A 19,290-nucleotide genomic window follows, 5' to 3' on the forward strand; every position below is an offset into this window, starting at 1 on the left:
TTCATCAGTCATGCATGATGCCCGAAGTGTCGGGCATTTTGCTTTTTATACGCTGTCAACGCGCTATCTGGTGGCGTGTATTTTCCCGTCATTTATGGCACAACAGGAGCATTGTTTCTGTTAAGCCACATCAGGACCCAGGTTACCTATGCCTTCGCTCCCTTTTCCCGTCTTTACGCTTTTCGTGCTGCTTATTTTACTGGCCAAAGTTTGCCTGCAGCCGGGTGAGAAATCGCGGGGGGTGATGTACTTCATCATCGGTTGTACGCTTCTGGTCATGATGTCTGCCCTGCGTTGGGCGTTTGATGACGTGCTATTTCGGCAGCTTCAATCGCTGCTGGCGATACTTTTCCCGCCGCTGGTATGGCGCTGCTTTACCGATCTTACCGGGCAGAAGCGCGGCTGGCATATTTCGACGTCCGTTATACCGCCCATCCTCGCCCTGCTGGTGAATCTTGCCAGGCCCGATGCAACGGATGCCGTGCTGGTGCTGCTTTATCTGGGGTATGGCATTGCGCTACTCAGAACGGCCCTGTTGGGCGCTGATGCTTTTATCTTAACGCGGCTTAGCGATTCACCGACAACCTCGGTGATGGCGTTTGCCGCAGGATGCTTCCTGTGCTTTTCCAGCCTGACGGATATCGCAATAGCGTATGATTTTAGTCAGTACCATGGGCGACATGCGCCGGTGCTGGTTGCAATTTCACAAGGTCTCTTGTTGCCCTTTATTTGCCTGGCGATTTTGTTCACGGGACGAAAAATCGCGTCACCCCCACCCCACATAGCCGTAGAGGCTACCGAACCCGAAGTAGAGGAACCAGAGGCTGAGGATCCTGAAGTCCATACGCTCTGTCAGGAACTGGAAAACGCGCTTACCACGCGCACGCTTTTCCTCGACCCGGATCTCTCTTTACAGGGGCTGGCACGAAAAACCGGGATACCCGCACGACAGATATCCCGGGCCATCAACCGTGTAAGGGGCTGCAATGTTTCCCAGTGGATTAATGGCTTTCGTATACAGCATGCACAGCGCTTATTAGTGCAGTCAGGCGCGCCGGTGACTCAAATCATGCTGGAGGCTGGTTTTTCCACAAAATCCAACTTTAACCGTGAATTTACGCGCGTCAGCGGGATGAGCCCTGGTGATTATCGCCGTGCGGCGGCTGATAACGCAGCGTCTGATTTAAAAACTGACTTATCGTCATGAACAACTGCTGATGGATGGCCTGCCGAGGCAGACTCCCGCCGTCGCGACACACGATGCCATCGCCTGGATCCTGGGCCTCAATCAACGCCACGGCACCGGGTTTACACACTTGCATAAAGCTGAAATGCGTCGCCCCCGCCACACTGACGTAGTGACGACGATTTTTCGGGAGTGAATCGAACAGATAACCCGATTCAAGCCGGGCGGGAACGTCATCGCTGTCAGCCTGCGCGGCCATCACCAGTACGGGTAGCGAGATCTGCGCCAGGCTTTCAGGCGTGAAGCCCCGAGCCAGTCCTAAATCCAGAGAGACCACCGCTTTGATGCGCCCGTCACCCTGGCTTACCGCCAGCGGAGCCCGTGACTCAGGCTTATCAATGCCCAACACCTGCGCCAGTTTGCAGCCGCCTAAAGCCTGATGGATTTTGCAATCCGCCAAAAAGCGATCCGTTGAGAACTTCCCACCCGCCAGTTCGATGACTGTCCAGCCTCCAAGAGAGTGGCCAACGGCCGCAATGCGCTCGGGGTCGACCGGCCCGGCAAGCTCAGGTTTTTTCAATAAATGGCTGAGCAAAAGCGTCAGGTCATGCGGGCGCTGCCAAAGCTGCTGTGCCGCAAGCTTGTCTTTGTTTCGGGTTGTGGTGCCGGGATGATCGACCGCGGCCACGATATAGCCCTGCTGCGCCATTCCACTGGCCAGCCAGTTCAGGTTGCGCCAGTTGCCGCCATAACCGTGAGAAAGTAATAAAAGAGGATGAGGCTGGGCGATAGGCTGGGCATCATTCAAGGCAGGCGTACCGAGAAATACACGGTTCTCACCTACCTGTGCAGATTTTCCTTTATCAGAAGTGGGATACCAAAGGGTAACGTCAGTAGCACGGTCGTCCCCATTATTGAGTGTGAACTGACGAAAACCGACGTCTGCACTGGCCAGATGACTGAATAAAGCAGTGATGAAGAATAGAAAAAAATAACGAAACATAGGGATATCCCCGGTTAATGAACACCCGGCTTTTTTAGCAGCCCTGCACATCTGGCGCGTCCTGAAACACGATCGAGGTCTTTTTTGAGGGTTTTTGGGTATTAAAAAACCCGCCAGAGCGGGTTTTTCTTTCATTCGAAGCAAAAATGTTAAGACAGAAAGTCTTCGCGTTGCGGCGTGAAGGTATCCAGTAAGGTTCCCGCCTCCAGACAAACGCAGCCGTGTTCAACATTTGGCTTTTTATAGAGGGTATCGCCGGCGCTGACCTCTTTTGTTACGCCATCAATCGTAAAGCTGAAGCGCCCCGACAACACATACGTCAGTTGCTCATGTGGGTGGCTATGCATTGGCCCTACGGCACCTTCGGTGAAATTGACTTCCACCGCCATCATGCCTCCGCCATGGGCCAGAATTCTGCGGCTGACGCCGTTACCCAGATCCTGGAGAACCGTCTCTTTTTTATAAATAAACATCATGACACCTCGCTAAAAAAGAATATGCAGGCCTGAGAGCCGGCCTGCTGCAGAATTAATGACCTAAGCCAAACGTATATTTGATGATAGCGGACAAGAAGGTAAAGTCAGGGTCGGCAAAGGTGACGCTGTCTACGCCAAGATGGCTGAACAGCGGAAGTACCAGGGCCGGAAGAACACAAAGTAGCAGGCCATTGACAAAGCTGGCGATAATTGCGCCTCTGAATCCCCCTGTCGCATTACCGAAGATTGCCGCACTGCCACCAGTGATAAAGCTCGCCATAATGCCAGGAATAATAATCGGCAGGCCAATCATCGGGAACAGAGCCACGCAGAACAGCTCGGCCATAAAGCTGACTAAAAACCCGATCAACACGGCGTTAGGTGATTTATCGAAAAGCACCATCGGGTCCACTGCCGGGATAGAGCCCGGTGCGACGATTTGTGAAAACCCTTTGAACGCCGGAACAATTTCTTCCGTGAACATCACGACGCCTTTTTTGGCGATATACAAACCACCAGCAAAGGTTGCTGATTTTTCTAACAGCCAGACCAGATAGGGCTTACCCGCCAGCATTTTTTCGAGGTACGCCGGCTCTGCAAATAGGGAAGAGACCCCTAGCAGGCAGAACATGGTGATGAATGTCGCGACGTCCGGGTTTTTCAGGAAGCTGAACTTATCGCTGACTTTTACTTCTTCAACATTGGTAGCGGTATTACCAAACCACTTGCCGAGGTAGGAGCCAATAATGTACGAACTGGATGCCGCATGGGCAATACAGTAATCATTATGGCCTATGATCTTGCGGCTAAAGCGGGAAAGGATTGTCGGGAACACGGCCATATAGCAGCCAATAACAAGCGAACCGAAAATAATTGCAAATTGTTCACTATACCCCAGCCCGATAAGCGCAGCGGTTACTGAGAAAGACATAAAGACAATTAAATGCAGCGACAAATAGATAGCTTTAAATCGGGTATAACGTGCCATCAATATATTGATAATCATGGCAAAGAAAAGGATAAAAGCGGCAGGTCGCCCAAGTTTATCAATAGTCAGAGCCATAATTGCTTCGTTGCTGGGCACCACGCCCCGCAGGCCGAAGGCATTGGTGAACAGGTCACTGAACATGGTCAGCACGCCGCCAAGAATACTGCCCCCGGTTTTAATCAGTACAAAACCAATAAAGGCCAAAAGTGTGCCTTTAACAATATTACTGATGCTGCTTCTTTGTAATGCCAGTCCTAAAAATGCAATAAAAGCGATAATAATGGCAGGCGTGCCAAGTATTTTTATCACGTAATCCATAGAATAAACCCTTCTCACCGTAAGTAATAATCAACCGTTAATTCTTTATGTCTTATAGTTAGTATTTCAGTAATATTGAAACGAGCCGATTCCTGAGAAATAAACCTCAGATTAATTATTTTTATGCTGCCGCAACCGAGGCAAGAAATACATTGTTAAAAATATAATGAAGCACTGGTAAATTTAACCAGTAGCTATAAATCTGAATATAAAACTTAACAATAAGAGTTGAAGATAAGGCCCTCTCTTTGGGTCAATTAAATGGTATGGATAAAACACCTGCTAACGGTGTGCATTTTAACAAATGGCAGAAAAGAAATTGTGACGCACACAACTAAAACACCATTTCATTTTAATTAATCTTGGATTTTACTTCTTAAGAGGAGTGAGAGTTTTAATCAGAAAGAGAAGAGGAAGTGAGTAGAAAAAAGGCAAAAAAAACTGCACCTTACTCAGTTGGTATCCAACCTTTGGGGTGCAGCTTAACTTAAGCTAACGTATCAGCAACGATTACTCGTTGTCAGAACCGCCCAGACCTGCGTTCAGCAGTTCTGCCAGGCTCGCGGATGCATCTTCTGCAGTGACCTGCGGTGCTGCTGGCAGTTCGCCTGCTGCACGACGACGCATACGATCCTGATGGTACGCATAACCCGTACCAGCCGGGATCAGACGACCCACGATAACGTTCTCTTTCAGACCGCGCAGTTCATCACGCTTACCTGCAACAGCCGCTTCGGTCAGGACACGGGTAGTTTCCTGGAACGATGCTGCAGAGATGAAGGACTCGGTTGCCAGAGACGCTTTAGTGATACCCAGCAGGTCGCGAGCATAGGTTGCTGCGATTTTGCCGTTCGCTTCCAGATCGCGGTTAGCAATCTTAACGCGAGAGTATTCAACCTGTTCGCCTTCCAGGAAGTCGGAGCTACCTGCATTTTCAATGGTCGCTTTACGCAGCATCTGACGAACGATAACTTCGATGTGTTTATCGTTAATCTTAACGCCTTGCAGACGGTAAACGTCCTGGACTTCGTTGGTGATGTAACGCGTAACAGCGTGAACACCACGAAGACGCAGAATGTCATGCGGTGCTTCCGGACCGTCGGAAACCACGTCACCACGTTCTACACGTTCACCTTCGAACACGTTAAGCTGACGCCATTTCGGAATCATCTCTTCGTACGGATCGCTACCATCCAGCGGGGTGATCACCAGACGACGCTTCCCTTTGGTTTCTTTACCGAAGGAAATGATACCGCTGATTTCCGCAAGGATTGCTGGCTCTTTCGGACGACGTGCTTCGAACAGATCCGCAACGCGCGGCAGACCACCGGTGATATCTTTGGTACCACTGGATTCCTGCGGAATACGCGCCAGAGCATCACCAGCACCGATCTGGATACCATCTTCCAACTGAACAATCGCTTTGCCCGGCAGGAAGTACTGAGCAGGCATATCGGTGCCTGGGATCAGAACGTCGTTACCGTTCGCATCAACAATTTTCAACGCCGGACGCAGATCTTTACCACCTGCGGTACGTTCTGCAGAATCCAGAACCACCAGCGAGGAGAGACCGGTCAGTTCGTCGGTCTGACGAGTAATCGTCTGGCCGTCGATCATGTCGGTGAAGCGAATGAAGCCCGCTACTTCGGTGATAACCGGCATGGTATGCGGATCCCAGTTTGCTACGGTTTCGCCGCCAGCAACCTGCTCACCATCACCTTTCGCCATGACAGCACCGTAAGGGACTTTATAGCTCTCTTTGGTACGACCGAATTCGTCGATCAGTTTCAGCTCGGTGTTACGGGAGGTCACTACCAACTTACCGCTGGAGTTCACAACCGATTTCGCGTTGCTGAGCTTGATGCTACCTTTGTTTTTCACCTGGATGCTGGATTCAGCAGCCGCACGAGATGCCGCACCACCGATGTGGAACGTACGCATCGTCAGCTGTGTACCCGGCTCACCGATGGACTGTGCAGCGATAACGCCGATTGCTTCACCTTTGTTGATGATGTGGCCACGCGCCAGGTCACGACCGTAGCAGTGTGCACATACACCAAAGTCGGTGTCACAGGATACGACTGAACGTACTTTCACAGAGTCAACAGAGTTAGCTTCCAGCAGGTCACACATGTGCTCGTGAAGCAGTGTGTTACGTGGAACCAGAATGTCTGCAGTACCCGGCTTCAGAATATCTTCAGCAGTGACACGGCCCAGAACGCGATCGCGCAGCGGCTCTTTAACATCACCACCCTCGATAACCGGGGTCATGGTGATACCTTCGAGGGTGCCACAATCGTCTTCGGTGACCACCAGGTCCTGCGCAACGTCAACCAGACGACGCGTCAGATAACCGGAGTTCGCGGTTTTCAGTGCGGTATCCGCCAGACCTTTACGCGCACCGTGCGTGGAGATGAAGTACTGGAGTACGTTCAGACCTTCACGGAAGTTCGCGGTGATTGGCGTTTCGATGATGGAGCCATCTGGCTTCGCCATCAGACCACGCATACCTGCCAGCTGACGAATCTGTGCTGCAGAACCACGCGCACCGGAGTCGGCCATCATGTAGATGCTGTTGAAGGAAACCTGCTGCTCTTCTACGCCGTCACGGTTAATGACGGTTTCAGTCTGCAGGTTGTCCATCATCGCTTTGGATACACGATCGTTCGCCGCGGCCCAGATATCGATAACTTTGTTATAGCGTTCGCCCGCTGTTACCAGACCAGACTGGAACTGCTCCTGGATCTCAGCAACTTCCGCTTCCGCTTCAGAGATGATCTCGTGTTTTTTCTCCGGGATGACCATGTCATCAATACCTACAGATGCACCTGAACGCGCTGCATAAGCAAAGCCGGTGTACATCGTCTGGTCCGCAAAAATAACGGTCGGTTTCAGCCCCAGAATACGGTAACAGGTGTTCAGCATCTTGGAGATCGCTTTCTTACCCAGTGCCTGGTTCACGATAGTGAACGGCAGACCTTTAGGTACGATCATCCACAGAATCGCACGGCCAACGGTCGTGTCTTTCAGGCTGGTTTTCGCAACAAACTTACCGTTTTCATCTTTTTCGTATTCGGTGATACGCACTTTAACGCGCGCATGCAGAGAGGCCAGGCCAGCGCGATAAATACGCTCAGCTTCTTTCGGGCCGGTCAGCACCATGCCTTCGCCTTTGGCGTTAACACAATCACGGGTCATGTAGTACAGACCCAGTACAACGTCCTGAGAAGGAACGATGATTGGCTCGCCGTTCGCTGGAGACAGGATGTTGTTGGTAGACATCATCAGCGCACGCGCTTCCAGCTGGGCTTCCAGCGTCAGCGGTACGTGAACAGCCATCTGGTCACCATCGAAGTCGGCGTTATAGGCCGCACAAACCAGCGGGTGCAGCTGGATTGCTTTACCTTCGATCAGTACCGGTTCAAATGCCTGAATACCCAAACGGTGCAGTGTTGGTGCACGGTTCAGCAGTACCGGGTGTTCGCGGATAACTTCGTCCAGGATATCCCAAACGACAGCTTCTTCACGCTCAACCATTTTCTTCGCGGCTTTGATGGTGGTGGCGAGGCCACGCAGTTCCAGCTTGCCGTAGATGAACGGTTTGAACAGTTCCAGTGCCATTTTCTTCGGCAGACCGCACTGATGCAGACGCAGGTATGGACCTACGGTGATAACAGAACGACCGGAGTAGTCAACACGCTTACCGAGCAGGTTCTGACGGAAACGACCCTGTTTACCTTTGATCATATCGGCCAAAGATTTCAGAGGACGTTTGTTAGAACCGGTGATCGCACGACCGCGACGACCGTTATCCAGCAGGGCGTCAACCGCTTCCTGCAGCATACGTTTTTCGTTGCGTACGATGATGTCCGGCGCCGCCAGATCCAGCAGACGTTTCAGACGGTTGTTACGGTTAATGACGCGACGATACAGATCGTTCAGGTCAGAAGTCGCAAAACGACCACCATCCAGCGGAACCAACGGACGCAGATCTGGCGGCAGAACCGGCAGAACGGTCAGGATCATCCACTCTGGTTTGTTACCAGACTGAACGAATGCTTCCAGCAGTTTGATACGCTTGGTCAGCTTTTTACGTTTGGTTTCGGAGTTGGTTTCGTTCAGCTCTTCACGCAGCTGCTCGCACTCTTGCTCCAGATCCATGCTCTTCAGCAGGGCCTGGATCGCTTCCGCACCCATCTTCGCGTCAAACTCGTCACCGAACTCTTCCAGCGCATCCAGATACTGTTCTTCGGTCAGAATCTGGTTACGTTCCAGGTTCGTCATCCCGCCTTCGATAACCACATAAGATTCGAAGTACAGAACACGTTCGATATCGCGCAGCGGCATATCCAGCAGCAGGCCGATACGGGACGGCAGAGATTTCAGGAACCAGATGTGGGCAGTTGGAGACGCCAGTTCAATGTGGCCCATGCGCTCACGACGCACTTTAGTCTGGGTCACTTCAACGCCGCACTTCTCACAGATCACACCACGGTGCTTCAGGCGCTTGTACTTACCGCACAGGCACTCATAATCTTTTACTGGCCCGAAAATACGCGCACAGAAAAGGCCGTCACGTTCAGGTTTGAACGTACGGTAGTTGATGGTTTCCGGCTTCTTAACTTCACCAAAAGACCATGAACGGATCATGTCTGGCGAGGCCAGAGCAATTTTGATCGCATCAAACTCTTCGGTTTTAGTCTGCGCTTTCAGAAACTTTAATAAATCTTTCACGGATTTGCTCCCGTCGGAGTTAGCACAATCTGGCGCTGGCTGTTACGCCAGCACCAGTGACCTGTTTGAGCGAGAGTTACTCGTCTTCCAGCTCGATGTTGATACCCAGCGAACGAATCTCTTTCAACAGTACGTTGAAGGACTCTGGCATACCCGGTTCCATCTGATGGTTGCCGTCCACGATGTTTTTATACATCTTGGTACGACCGTTCACGTCATCAGACTTAACGGTAAGCATTTCCTGCAGGGTGTATGCTGCGCCGTAAGCTTCCAGCGCCCACACTTCCATCTCCCCGAAGCGCTGACCACCGAACTGTGCCTTACCACCCAGCGGCTGCTGAGTAACCAGGCTGTAAGAACCGGTAGAACGCGCATGCATCTTGTCATCAACCAAGTGGTTCAGTTTCAGCATGTACATGTAACCCACGGTGACCTGGCGCTCGAATTGCTCACCGGTACGACCGTCGAACAGTGTGATCTGACCGGAACTCGGCAGGCCACCCAGCTGTAACAGCTCTTTGATTTCAGACTCTTTTGCACCGTCGAAGACAGGTGTTGCGATCGGCATACCTTTTTTCAGGTTCTCAGCCAGACGCAGTACTTCTTCATCGCTGAAGGTATTCAGGTCGACTTTCTGACGAACGTCAGTACCCAGATCGTATGCCTTCTGGATAAACTCGCGAAGCTTGGCCACTTCTTCCTGCTGCTTCAGCATGGCGTTGATTTGATCGCCAATGCCTTTTGCAGCCATACCCAAGTGGGTTTCAAGGATCTGACCGATGTTCATACGAGACGGTACGCCCAGCGGGTTCAACACGATATCTACCGGCGTACCGTTAGCGTCGTGAGGCATATCTTCGATCGGGTTGATCTTAGAGATAACACCCTTGTTACCGTGGCGGCCTGCCATTTTGTCACCCGGCTGAATCTGACGTTTAACGGCCAGATACACTTTAACGATTTTCAGCACGCCTGGTGCCAGATCGTCGCCCTGAGTGATTTTGCGGCGTTTCGCTTCGAGTTTTTTCTCGAACTCGTGCTTCAGTTCGTCGTACTGTTCAGCCAGTTGCTCCAGCTGATTTTGTTTCTCTTCGTCGGTCAGGCCAAGTTCCAGCCAGCGATCGCGCGGTAGTTTGTCAAGCTTGTCAGCTTCAACACCGCCAGCAACCAGCACCGCGTAGATACGACTAAACAGGCCAGCTTCGAGGATCTGCAGTTCTTCAGACAGGTCTTTTTTCGCCTGCTTCAGCTGCATCTCTTCGATTTCCAGCGCACGTTTGTCTTTTTCTACGCCATCGCGGGTAAAGACCTGAACGTCGATAACGGTACCAGAGACACCGTTCGGTACGCGCAGAGAAGAGTCTTTAACGTCGGACGCTTTCTCACCGAAGATCGCACGCAGCAGTTTTTCTTCTGGCGTCAGCTGGGTTTCACCTTTCGGCGTTACCTTACCAACCAGAATGTCGCCGCCGGTCACTTCTGCACCGATGTAAACGATACCGGATTCATCCAGTTTGGAGAGCGCAGCTTCACCCACGTTCGGGATGTCAGCGGTGATCTCTTCCGGCCCCAGCTTGGTGTCACGGGACACACACGCCAGTTCCTGAATGTGGATGGTGGTGAAACGGTCTTCCTGAACCACACGCTCGGATACGAGGATGGAGTCTTCGAAGTTGTAACCATTCCACGGCATGAACGCTACGCGCATGTTCTGACCGAGCGCCAGTTCACCGAGATCGGTGGACGGGCCGTCAGCCAGCACGTCGCCGCGCTCAATTGGCTCACCTAAGGACACGCACGGCATCTGGTTGATGCAGGTGTTCTGGTTAGAACGGGTGTACTTGGTCAGGTTATAGATGTCGATACCGGCTTCGCCTGGGTACATCTCGTCTTCGTTAACTTTAATAACGATACGGGATGCGTCCACGTACTGAACCAGACCGCCACGTTTAGCCACCGCAGTTACACCGGAGTCAACGGCAACAGCACGTTCCATACCGGTACCCACCAGCGGCTTATCAGCGCGCAGAGTCGGAACCGCCTGACGTTGCATGTTCGCACCCATCAATGCACGGTTGGCGTCATCGTGTTCCAGGAACGGGATCAGGGACGCACCGACGGATACCACCTGCTGGGTGGATACGTCCATGTAGTCAACCTGGTCGCGGCTGAACAAGCTGGATTCGCCTTTACTACGGCACGTTACCAGGTCTTCTTCAAAGTGGCCTTCGTCATCCAGGTTGGAGTTCGCCTGAGCGATAACGTAGTTGCCTTCTTCGATAGCAGACAGGTAATGAATTTCGTCAGTCACAACGCCGTCAGTCACTTTACGATACGGGGTCTCAAGGAAACCGTATTCGTTAGTCTGTGCGTAAACGGACAGGGAGTTGATAAGACCGATGTTCGGACCTTCAGGCGTTTCGATTGGACATACGCGACCGTAGTGGGTCGGGTGTACGTCTCGAACTTCAAAGCCTGCACGCTCACGGGTCAGACCGCCCGGGCCGAGTGCGGAGATACGACGTTTGTGCGTAATCTCAGACAGCGGGTTGTTCTGATCCATAAACTGAGACAGCTGGCTGGAACCGAAGAACTCTTTCACTGCCGCAGAAATCGGCTTGGCGTTGATCATATCCTGAGGCATCAGGGTATCCAGATCGCCCAGAGACAGACGCTCTTTCACCGCACGCTCAACACGTACCAAGCCAACGCGGAACTGGTTTTCCGCCATTTCGCCTACAGAACGGATACGACGGTTACCGAGGTGGTCGATATCATCGACTTCACCCTGACCATTACGAATACCAATCAGCTTACGCATAACCTGAATGATGTCGTCTTTGCTCAGGATGCCGGAACCTTCAATCTCGTCACGCAGCAGCGAACGGTTGAACTTCATACGACCTACAGCAGAGAGATCGTAACGGTCTTCAGAGAAGAACAGGTTCTCGAACAGGGTTTCAGCGGCTTCACGCGTCGGCGGCTCGCCCGGGCGCATCATGCGGTAGATTTCTACCAGCGCGCTCAGACGGTCGTTAGTTGGGTCGACGCGAACAGTTTCAGAAATGTACGCACCGTGATCCAGGTCGTTGGTGAACAGCGTTTCGATACGCTTGTGGCCAGACTGGCTCAGCTTAGCCAACAGATCCAGGCTCAGTTCCATGTTCGCCGGGCAGATCAGCTCACCGGTAGATTCGTCGATATAGTCTTTAGAAACGACTTTACCTGCGATGTACTCAACCGGTACTTCAATGTGCTGAATCTCGTCTTTTTCCAGCTGACGAATATGGCGCGCCGTAATACGACGACCTTTTTCTACGTAGATCTTGCCATTGGCTTCGATATCAAAGGAGGCAGTCTCACCACGCAGACGTTCCGGCAACAGCTCCATTTGCAGCTTGTTGTCGCGAATTTCGAATACTACTTTCTCAAAGAACAGGTCAAGGATCTGCTCAGTGGTGTAGTTCAGCGCACGCAGAATAATGGTCGCAGGCAATTTACGGCGACGGTCGATACGTACGAACAGGTTGTCCTTCGGATCGAATTCGAAGTCCAGCCAGGAACCACGGTAAGGAATGATGCGCGCGTTATACAGCACTTTACCCGATGAGTGGGTTTTACCTTTGTCGGAGTCAAAGAAGACGCCAGGACTACGGTGCAGCTGAGAAACGATAACACGCTCAGTACCATTGATAACAAAGGTACCGTTGTCAGTCATGAGCGGAATTTCGCCCATGTAGACTTCCTGCTCTTTGATGTCTTTAACGGTGCCTTCCGGCGCTTCACGTTCGTAGATCACCAGACGCAGTTTTACGCGCAGCGGTGCAGAATAGGTTACGCCACGGATTTGACATTCTTTAACGTCAAAAACAGGTTCGCCCAGACGGTAGCTGACGTACTGCAGCTCCGAATTGCCGCTGTAGCTTTTAATGGGGAACACGGAGCGGAAAGCTGCTTCCAGACCGTACTGCCCTTCGGGATCTTGCTCGATAAACTTCTGGAACGAGTCAAGCTGGATAGAAAGGAGATATGGAATGTCCAGTACTTGTGGACGTTTACCAAAATCCTTACGAATACGTTTTTTCTCGGTATAGGAGTAAACCATAGGGTTCCTCAGCTCGCTGACAAGTCGACCCACTCTGTCCGTCGAATGGACAGTTTATGCAACACCATTTTGTTGATCGGAAAATAGAAAACTTTCCGCAATATCTGTTGCTATCACGCTTAAATCATTTCATTGCGGTTTACACAGAACTCGCGCCCTGCCGCAGTATATTAAGTCATAGATAGAAACAAACATTGAACAGGTAACCCGTAGTCAAACAGTGAGAAATGCTACCGGTACCCTACAGCGCAAAAAGGCTGGTGACTAAAAAGTCACCAGCCATCAGCCTAATTACTCAGGCTGCAACCGGAAAGGTTGGCTTATTTAACTTCAACTTCAGCGCCAGCTTCTTCCAGGGATTTTTTCAGTGCTTCGGCGTCGTCTTTGCTGATGCCTTCTTTCAGGGCAGCAGGTGCAGATTCTACCAGGTCTTTAGCTTCTTTCAGACCCAGACCAGTTGCGCCACGTACTGCTTTGATAACAGCAACTTTGTTAGCGCCGATGCCTTTCAGAATTACGTCGAATTCAGTTTTTTCTTCAGCAGCTTCAGCCGGGCCAGCAGCTACAGCTACAGCAGCAGCAGCGGAAACACCGAATTTTTCTTCCATTGCAGAGATCAGCTCAACAACGTCCATTACAGACATAGCGGATACTGCTTCAATGATTTGATCTTTAGTGATAGACATTTAAATTGTTCCTGAAAATCAGAATAAGTTTATACGTAAGCAGATGCTTTACAAAGATAACTGCGATTAAGCAGCTTCTTTCGCATCGCGAACAGCAGCCAGAGTGCGAACCAGTTTGCCAGCCGAAGCTTCTTTCATGGTTGCCATCAGGCGTGCAATTGCTTCTTCGTAGGTCGGCAGAGTTGCCAGGCGATCGATTTGCGATGCCGGGATCAATTCACCTTCAAAGGCTGCAGCTTTGACCTCAAATTTTGCATTCGCTTTCGCGAAATCTTTGAACAGACGAGCAGCAGCGCCCGGGTGTTCCATAGAATATGCAATCAGGGTCGGACCAACGAACGCGTCTTTCAGGCACTCGAATTGAGTACCTTCAACAACACGGCGCAGCAGGGTGTTACGAACAACACGCATGTATACGCCGGCTTCGCGACCTGCTTTACGCAGTTCGGTCATTTTGTCCACAGTAACGCCACGGGAATCCGCAACTACTGCAGACAGCGCGCCTTTGGCTACTTCGCTGACTTCAGCAACAATCGCTTGTTTGTCTTGAAGATTTAAAGCCATTAGCTTTGCTCCTGGATGTTTGCCAGAACAAAATGTTCTGGAACTCACTTCACTCTTCCAAACGAAAGAGCGTCTTAATACGGTGAGCAGAAACAAGCCAGAGTATCAAAAAATAATCTTAGCGTTCTGTCACCGTCTACGCAGGGGATTAAGTTTCTAACGAAACACCTGCGGTCTTCGACGGAGGCCTGGATAGGCCAGGCTCCAACGAACAAATTCTTTCTATGACATCGTCCTTTGAACTGCTGCTGCGTTGCCTGCTCTCGCTCACGCCAGTCACATAGTTAACTATGCTCCTGCCGATTCACTCGCTTGCCGCCTTGCTGCAATTCAAATGACTCGCATAGCGTCTGTATCTTTCAACAGAATCGTGGGGGTAGAATTGTAGACAAATCCACCGCCCACGTAAAGGCATTAGTTTGCAGCAGCGCTCAGGCCAGCCTGATCAACTGCAACACCTGCACCCATGGTGGTGGAGATGCTAACTTTCTTGATGTACACGCCTTTAGCCTGAGTCGGTTTCGCTTTTTTCAGCGCAACCAGCAGAGCTTCCAGGTTTTCTTTCAATTTGTCAGTATCAAAGTCCACTTTACCGATGGTGGTGTGGATGATGCCGTTTTTGTCGTTACGATAACGAACCTGACCTGCTTTAGCGTTCTTAACCGCTTCAGCAACGTTAGGGGTTACGGTACCCACTTTCGGGTTAGGCATCAGGCCGCGTGGACCCAGGATCTGGCCCAGTTGACCAACAACGCGCATTGCATCCGGGGAAGCAATAACAACGTCGAAGTTCATTTCGCCTTTTTTGATCTGGTCAGCCAGATCTTCCATACCTACCAGTTCAGCACCTGCAGCTTTAGCAGCTTCAGCGTTTGCACCCTGGGTAAATACGGCTACGCGAACGGAACGGCCAGTACCGTGCGGCAGTACAGTCGCACCACGTACGTTTTGGTCAGATTTACGTGCGTCGATGCCGAGGTTAACGGCAACGTCTACGCTTTCTACGAATTTAGCAGTGGCCAGCTCTTTCAGCAGAGCAACGGCTTCGTTGATGTCGTACTGTTTGGTCGCATCAACTTTCTCACGGATCACGCGCATGCGCTTGGTCAGTTTAGCCATTTCTTAATCCTCCACTACCAGGCCCATGGAACGTGCAGTACCTTCAATTGAGCGAGTCATCGCTTCAATATCAGCACCAGTCATGTCCGCGGCTTTAGTCTGAGCGATTTCCTGCAGCTGAGCGCGGGAGATTTTGCCCACTTTGTCTTTGTTCGGCTTACCGGAACCAGACTTAATACCAGCCGCTTTCTTCAGCAGAACTGCTGCCGGAGGCGTTTTGGTAATGAAAGTGAAAGAACGGTCGGCATAAACGGTGATAACAACCGGAATTGGCAGACCTTTTTCCATGGAATCAGTTTTCGCGTTAAACGCTTTACAGAATTCCATGATGTTAACACCCTGCTGACCCAGAGCCGGACCAACCGGTGGGCTCGGGTTTGCCATGCCAGCTGCAACCTGCAGCTTGACGTAGGCCTGGACTTTCTTAGCCATTCTTAAATCCTCAAATTGGGTAATAGCGCTTCAGAGAAGCTCCCCGATGTATAAAAATCGTTTTACGGGCTTGGCCCATAAAAACAAAAGGCGCGAAATTGTATGCCAATTTCGCGCCTTGTGCAACGATTTAATCGCTGACTTTTTGATCGATAACTTAGGCTTTTTCGACCTGAGCAAAGTCCAGTTCAACCGGGGTCGCACGACCGAAGATTGAAACAGAAACTTTAAGACGAGATTTCTCGTAGTCGACTTCTTCAACAACCCCGTTGAAGTCAGCAAACGGACCATCACTAACACGGACCATCTCACCCGGTTCAAACAGCGTTTTCGGACGCGGTTTATCACCAACCTGCTGCAGGCGGTTCATAATCGCATCAACTTCTTTATCGCTGATCGGTGCCGGACGATCGGAAGTACCACCGATGAAGCCCATTACGCGCGGTACGCTGCGCACCAGGTGCCAGCTTGCATCGTTCATAACCATCTGGACCAGCACGTAGCCCGGGAAGAATTTACGTTCGCTTTTGCGACGCTGGCCGCCACGGATTTCGACCACTTCTTCGGTCGGCACCATGACTTCACCAAACAACTCTTCCATATTGTGTAATTTGATATGCTCACGCAGCGATGTTGCTACGCGGCCTTCAAAACCGGAAAACGCCTGAACGACGTACCAGCGCTTTTTAGGAGCTTCAGACATCTCAGAACCTCAGGCCAGTGATAAAGGAAACGAGGCGAACCAGAATACCATCCAGGCCCCACAAAATAAGTGACATAACCGCAGTTACCGCAGCTACGATCAATGTGGTGTGCAATGTTTCCTGGCGAGTTGGCCAAATAACCTTACGGACTTCGGTTCTCGCTTCACGGGCAAAAGCAACGGTTGCTTTACCTTTCGTTGTCAACAGCGCGACACCACCCGCTGCAGCAATCAGAATCACCACGGCCAGCGCACGCAGCGGCAGCATCATGTCACGATAGAGGTAGTTGCCTACAATAGCCACAATGAGCAGTAGAGCAACAGCAACCCATTTCATCGCTTCCAGGCCGCGCCCGCTCCCTTGAGCTTCGGTATTCGCACTCATAAACCAACCCGTTACAAGAATCAGACAAACATTTTTGCCCCGCATGAGCGAGGCAACCAAACCGAAAAGCTTTGTCGCGTTTCGGACTCAACGCTACCTACAGAGCCTGTCTCAGCAATGATTATGAGAAAAAAATCACTGATGAGCCAGGTTCTGATTCGAGCGCGTACAAAAAGGGCATCAAATGATGCCCTTTTATTGCGCATAGCGTCAAATGTTATCAGCGATTAAGCGATAACTTTTGCTACCACGCCCGCACCAACAGTACGGCCGCCTTCACGGATTGCGAAACGCAGACCGTCATCCATCGCGATTGGGTGGATCAGGGTAACAACCATTTTGATGTTGTCGCCCGGCATTACCATCTCAACACCTTCCGGCAGTTCGATGGTGCCAGTCACGTCAGTTGTACGGAAGTAGAACTGCGGACGGTAGCCTTTGAAGAACGGAGTATGACGGCCGCCTTCGTCTTTGGACAGAATGTACACTTCAGATTCGAACTGGGTGTGCGGCTTGATGGTGCCCGGCTTAGCCAGTACCTGACCACGTTCGATTTCTTCACGTTTGATACCACGCAGCAGAACACCAACGTTCTCACCCGCACGGCCTTCGTCCAGCAGTTTGCGGAACATTTCTACGCCAGTACAGGTAGACTTGGCAGTCTCTTTGATACCAACGATTTCAACTTCTTCGCCTACTTTAACGATACCGCGCTCTACACGACCGGTAACAACAGTACCACGGCCGGAGATGGAGAATACGTCTTCGATAGGCAGCAGGAACGGCTTGTCAATCGCACGCTCTGGTTCCGGGATGTAAGAGTCCAGGTAGCCAGCCAGTTCGATGATTTTCGCTTCCCACTCAGCTTCGCCTTCCAGCGCTTTCAGCGCGGAACCACGAACGATCGGGGTGTCGTCGCCCGGGAAGTCGTACTGTGACAGAAGTTCACGAACTTCCATTTCAACCAGTTCCAGCAGCTCTTCGTCATCAACCATGTCACATTTGTTCAGGAACACGATGATGTAAGGAACGCCTACCTGACGACCCAGCAGGATGTGCTCACGGGTCTGCGGCATCGGGCCGTCAGTCGCAGCAACAACCAGGATCGCGCCGTCCATCTGCGCAGCACCAGTGATCATGTTTTTAACATAGTCGGCGTGGCCCGGGCAGTCTACGTGTGCGTAGTGACGGATTTCGGTATCGTATTCAACGTGAGAGGTGTTGATGGTGATACCACGTGCTTTTTCTTCCGGCGCGTTATCGATCTGGTCGAATGCACGAGCCTGGCCACCGAAGGTTTTGGACAGAACGGTAGTAATTGCAGCAGTCAGCGTTGTTTTACCATGGTCAACGTGGCCGATAGTACCGACGTTAACGTGCGGTTTTGTACGTTCAAACTTTTCTTTAGACATCGATTGTCCCTCTAAGACACGGATAAATCGGTGATATCACCACATCAACCAGGCAACATGCCCGACTTGTTGAATTAAGTAACAGAGAGAATTGGGAGGGAGGAATGAAGTGGTGCTGATACCCAGAGTCGAACTGGGGACCTCACCCTTACCAAGGGTGCGCTCTACCAACTGAGCCATATCAGCACGTCTTGGAGCGGGCAGCGGGAATCGAACCCGCATCATCAGCTTGGAAGGCTGAGGTAATAGCCATTATACGATGCCCGCATCCTGAAACTCGGCTACCCAGTTCTTTCTGTACAAAAAAAGAGATAAATCTCTTTTATTGTTTGAGCTGATTAAATTTTCTAACCCGCTCAGGCGGCGAAAACGCTGCCAGAAAGTGGTGGTGGGGGAAGGATTCGAACCTTCGAAGTCTGTGACGGCAGATTTACAGTCTGCTCCCTTTGGCCGCTCGGGAACCCCACCGGACTTGATGGTGCCGACTACCGGAATCGAACTGGTGACCTACTGATTACAAGTCAGTTGCTCTACCTACTGAGCTAAGTCGGCATCAAGTAGCGCGCATTCTATGGAGACCTGAGAGTTCATGCAACTAAAAAATTGCATAAAATATTCTTTCGCTCACATTTTAAACGAAGAGACCGGTAAATGGTGCTATTTCAAGCAACTCAGTGTAAAAAAAGAACGATCTCGATGATTCAAATAGCAGACGTTAGTCAGTCGACTGTAAAAGTGCATTGAATTTCTGCCAGCAATAAACAGCCGTGCTTAGTGTGGCGCGGAAAAATCAGGCCCATGTATCTAAAATAAGCCTCTGACCATGGAAAGTCAGGCGGCCCCCGTAAGCTTTCCTTCCGCTCGCAGCAAAGCTATCCATAATCAACTTATAGAAGAGGGAGGTAAGGTATAGCGCAGAATGCCCCAGGAATGGCTGCGCATGCTATGGCATCATCCTGGCAGGAGTAAAGAAGGGGTAACGGAAGTGATGCAATCAGGGCGCGCGTTTCGTCACCCTCAGGAGGAACGTGATACTCGTTTTGATAAGCGTCATGCAATAGACATTTTTCATATTATTCCCCGCCATCTGGTGTTAACCTCCTGCCCATTGTCCTAACTTATTTCCATAACGTCACGCCATCACATAATCGATAGAGAAGGCTTCTCGCAGTGTTTCAG

Annotated in this window: 13 protein-coding genes and 4 tRNA genes; 1 reads left to right on the forward strand and 16 read right to left on the reverse strand. The window is 51.1% G+C overall.

The annotated features are described in order from the left end of the window. Positions 1–148: 148 nt before the first annotated feature. Positions 149–1,207 carry a helix-turn-helix domain-containing protein gene (locus ACUY4Q_RS22745; protein ID WP_458044905.1) on the forward strand — a complete coding sequence of 353 codons (1,059 nt, stop codon included), beginning with the start codon at positions 149–151 and terminating at the stop codon, positions 1,205–1,207. Here the strand turns inward: ACUY4Q_RS22745 and ACUY4Q_RS22750 are convergent. From ACUY4Q_RS22750 to ACUY4Q_RS22825, 16 genes are all read right to left on the reverse strand, one after another. After that, the gene (locus ACUY4Q_RS22750) at positions 1,125–2,189 is read right to left on the reverse strand and encodes an alpha/beta hydrolase family protein (RefSeq protein ID WP_458044906.1); all 1,065 of its coding nucleotides are present in this window, start codon (positions 2,187–2,189) and stop codon (positions 1,125–1,127) included. The genes ACUY4Q_RS22745 and ACUY4Q_RS22750 overlap by 83 nt on opposite strands. A 149-nt stretch (positions 2,190–2,338) precedes the next feature. Then, entirely contained in the window at positions 2,339–2,662 is a 324-nt protein-coding gene (locus ACUY4Q_RS22755; RefSeq protein ID WP_458047423.1) for a cupin domain-containing protein, read from the reverse strand. 55 nt (positions 2,663–2,717) lie between these two features. After that, positions 2,718–3,971, reverse strand: a complete 1,254-nt coding sequence (ulaA, locus tag ACUY4Q_RS22760) for a PTS ascorbate transporter subunit IIC (protein WP_458044907.1) — start codon at positions 3,969–3,971, stop codon at positions 2,718–2,720. Positions 3,972–4,481: 510 nt separating this feature from the next. Further along, positions 4,482–8,705: a DNA-directed RNA polymerase subunit beta' gene (rpoC, locus tag ACUY4Q_RS22765; protein WP_458044908.1), complete on the reverse strand. Its 4,224-nt coding sequence runs from the start codon at positions 8,703–8,705 to the stop codon at positions 4,482–4,484. Positions 8,706–8,781: 76 nt separating this feature from the next. Next, positions 8,782–12,810 carry a DNA-directed RNA polymerase subunit beta gene (rpoB, locus tag ACUY4Q_RS22770; RefSeq protein WP_458044909.1) on the reverse strand — a complete coding sequence of 1,343 codons (4,029 nt, stop codon included), beginning with the start codon at positions 12,808–12,810 and terminating at the stop codon, positions 8,782–8,784. A 320-nt stretch (positions 12,811–13,130) separates the two neighbouring features. After that, on the reverse strand, positions 13,131–13,496 hold the full coding sequence (gene rplL, locus ACUY4Q_RS22775; protein WP_437434178.1) for a 50S ribosomal protein L7/L12: 366 nt from the start codon (positions 13,494–13,496) through the stop codon (positions 13,131–13,133). Positions 13,497–13,562: 66 nt separating this feature from the next. Then, positions 13,563–14,060 (reverse strand): 50S ribosomal protein L10, encoded by a 498-nt coding sequence (gene rplJ / locus ACUY4Q_RS22780; RefSeq protein WP_007704673.1) that lies wholly within the window; start codon positions 14,058–14,060, stop codon positions 13,563–13,565. A gap of 414 nt (positions 14,061–14,474) precedes the next feature. Beyond that, positions 14,475–15,179 (reverse strand): 50S ribosomal protein L1, encoded by a 705-nt coding sequence (gene rplA / locus ACUY4Q_RS22785; RefSeq protein WP_458044910.1) that lies wholly within the window; start codon positions 15,177–15,179, stop codon positions 14,475–14,477. A gap of 3 nt (positions 15,180–15,182) precedes the next feature. Next, positions 15,183–15,611, reverse strand: coding sequence for a 50S ribosomal protein L11 (gene rplK, locus ACUY4Q_RS22790; protein WP_058914236.1), 429 nt, complete (start codon positions 15,609–15,611; stop codon positions 15,183–15,185). 157 nt (positions 15,612–15,768) lie between these two features. Beyond that, positions 15,769–16,314, reverse strand: a complete 546-nt coding sequence (gene nusG / locus ACUY4Q_RS22795) for a transcription termination/antitermination protein NusG (RefSeq protein WP_002438628.1) — start codon at positions 16,312–16,314, stop codon at positions 15,769–15,771. Position 16,315: 1 nt separating this feature from the next. Then, positions 16,316–16,699, reverse strand: coding sequence for a preprotein translocase subunit SecE (secE, locus tag ACUY4Q_RS22800; protein WP_437434176.1), 384 nt, complete (start codon positions 16,697–16,699; stop codon positions 16,316–16,318). A 227-nt stretch (positions 16,700–16,926) separates the two neighbouring features. Beyond that, the gene (gene tuf, locus ACUY4Q_RS22805; protein ID WP_458044911.1) at positions 16,927–18,111 is read right to left on the reverse strand and encodes an elongation factor Tu; all 1,185 of its coding nucleotides are present in this window, start codon (positions 18,109–18,111) and stop codon (positions 16,927–16,929) included. 110 nt (positions 18,112–18,221) lie between these two features. Next, positions 18,222–18,297 (reverse strand) — tRNA-Thr (locus ACUY4Q_RS22810). A 6-nt stretch (positions 18,298–18,303) separates the two neighbouring features. Further along, a tRNA-Gly gene (locus ACUY4Q_RS22815) sits at positions 18,304–18,378 on the reverse strand. A gap of 116 nt (positions 18,379–18,494) precedes the next feature. After that, a tRNA-Tyr gene (locus tag ACUY4Q_RS22820) sits at positions 18,495–18,579 on the reverse strand. 8 nt (positions 18,580–18,587) lie between these two features. Continuing rightward, positions 18,588–18,663: transfer RNA gene (locus ACUY4Q_RS22825), tRNA-Thr, on the reverse strand. Positions 18,664–19,290: the final 627 nt, after the last annotated feature.

The organism is Phytobacter cepae (assembly GCF_054165735.1).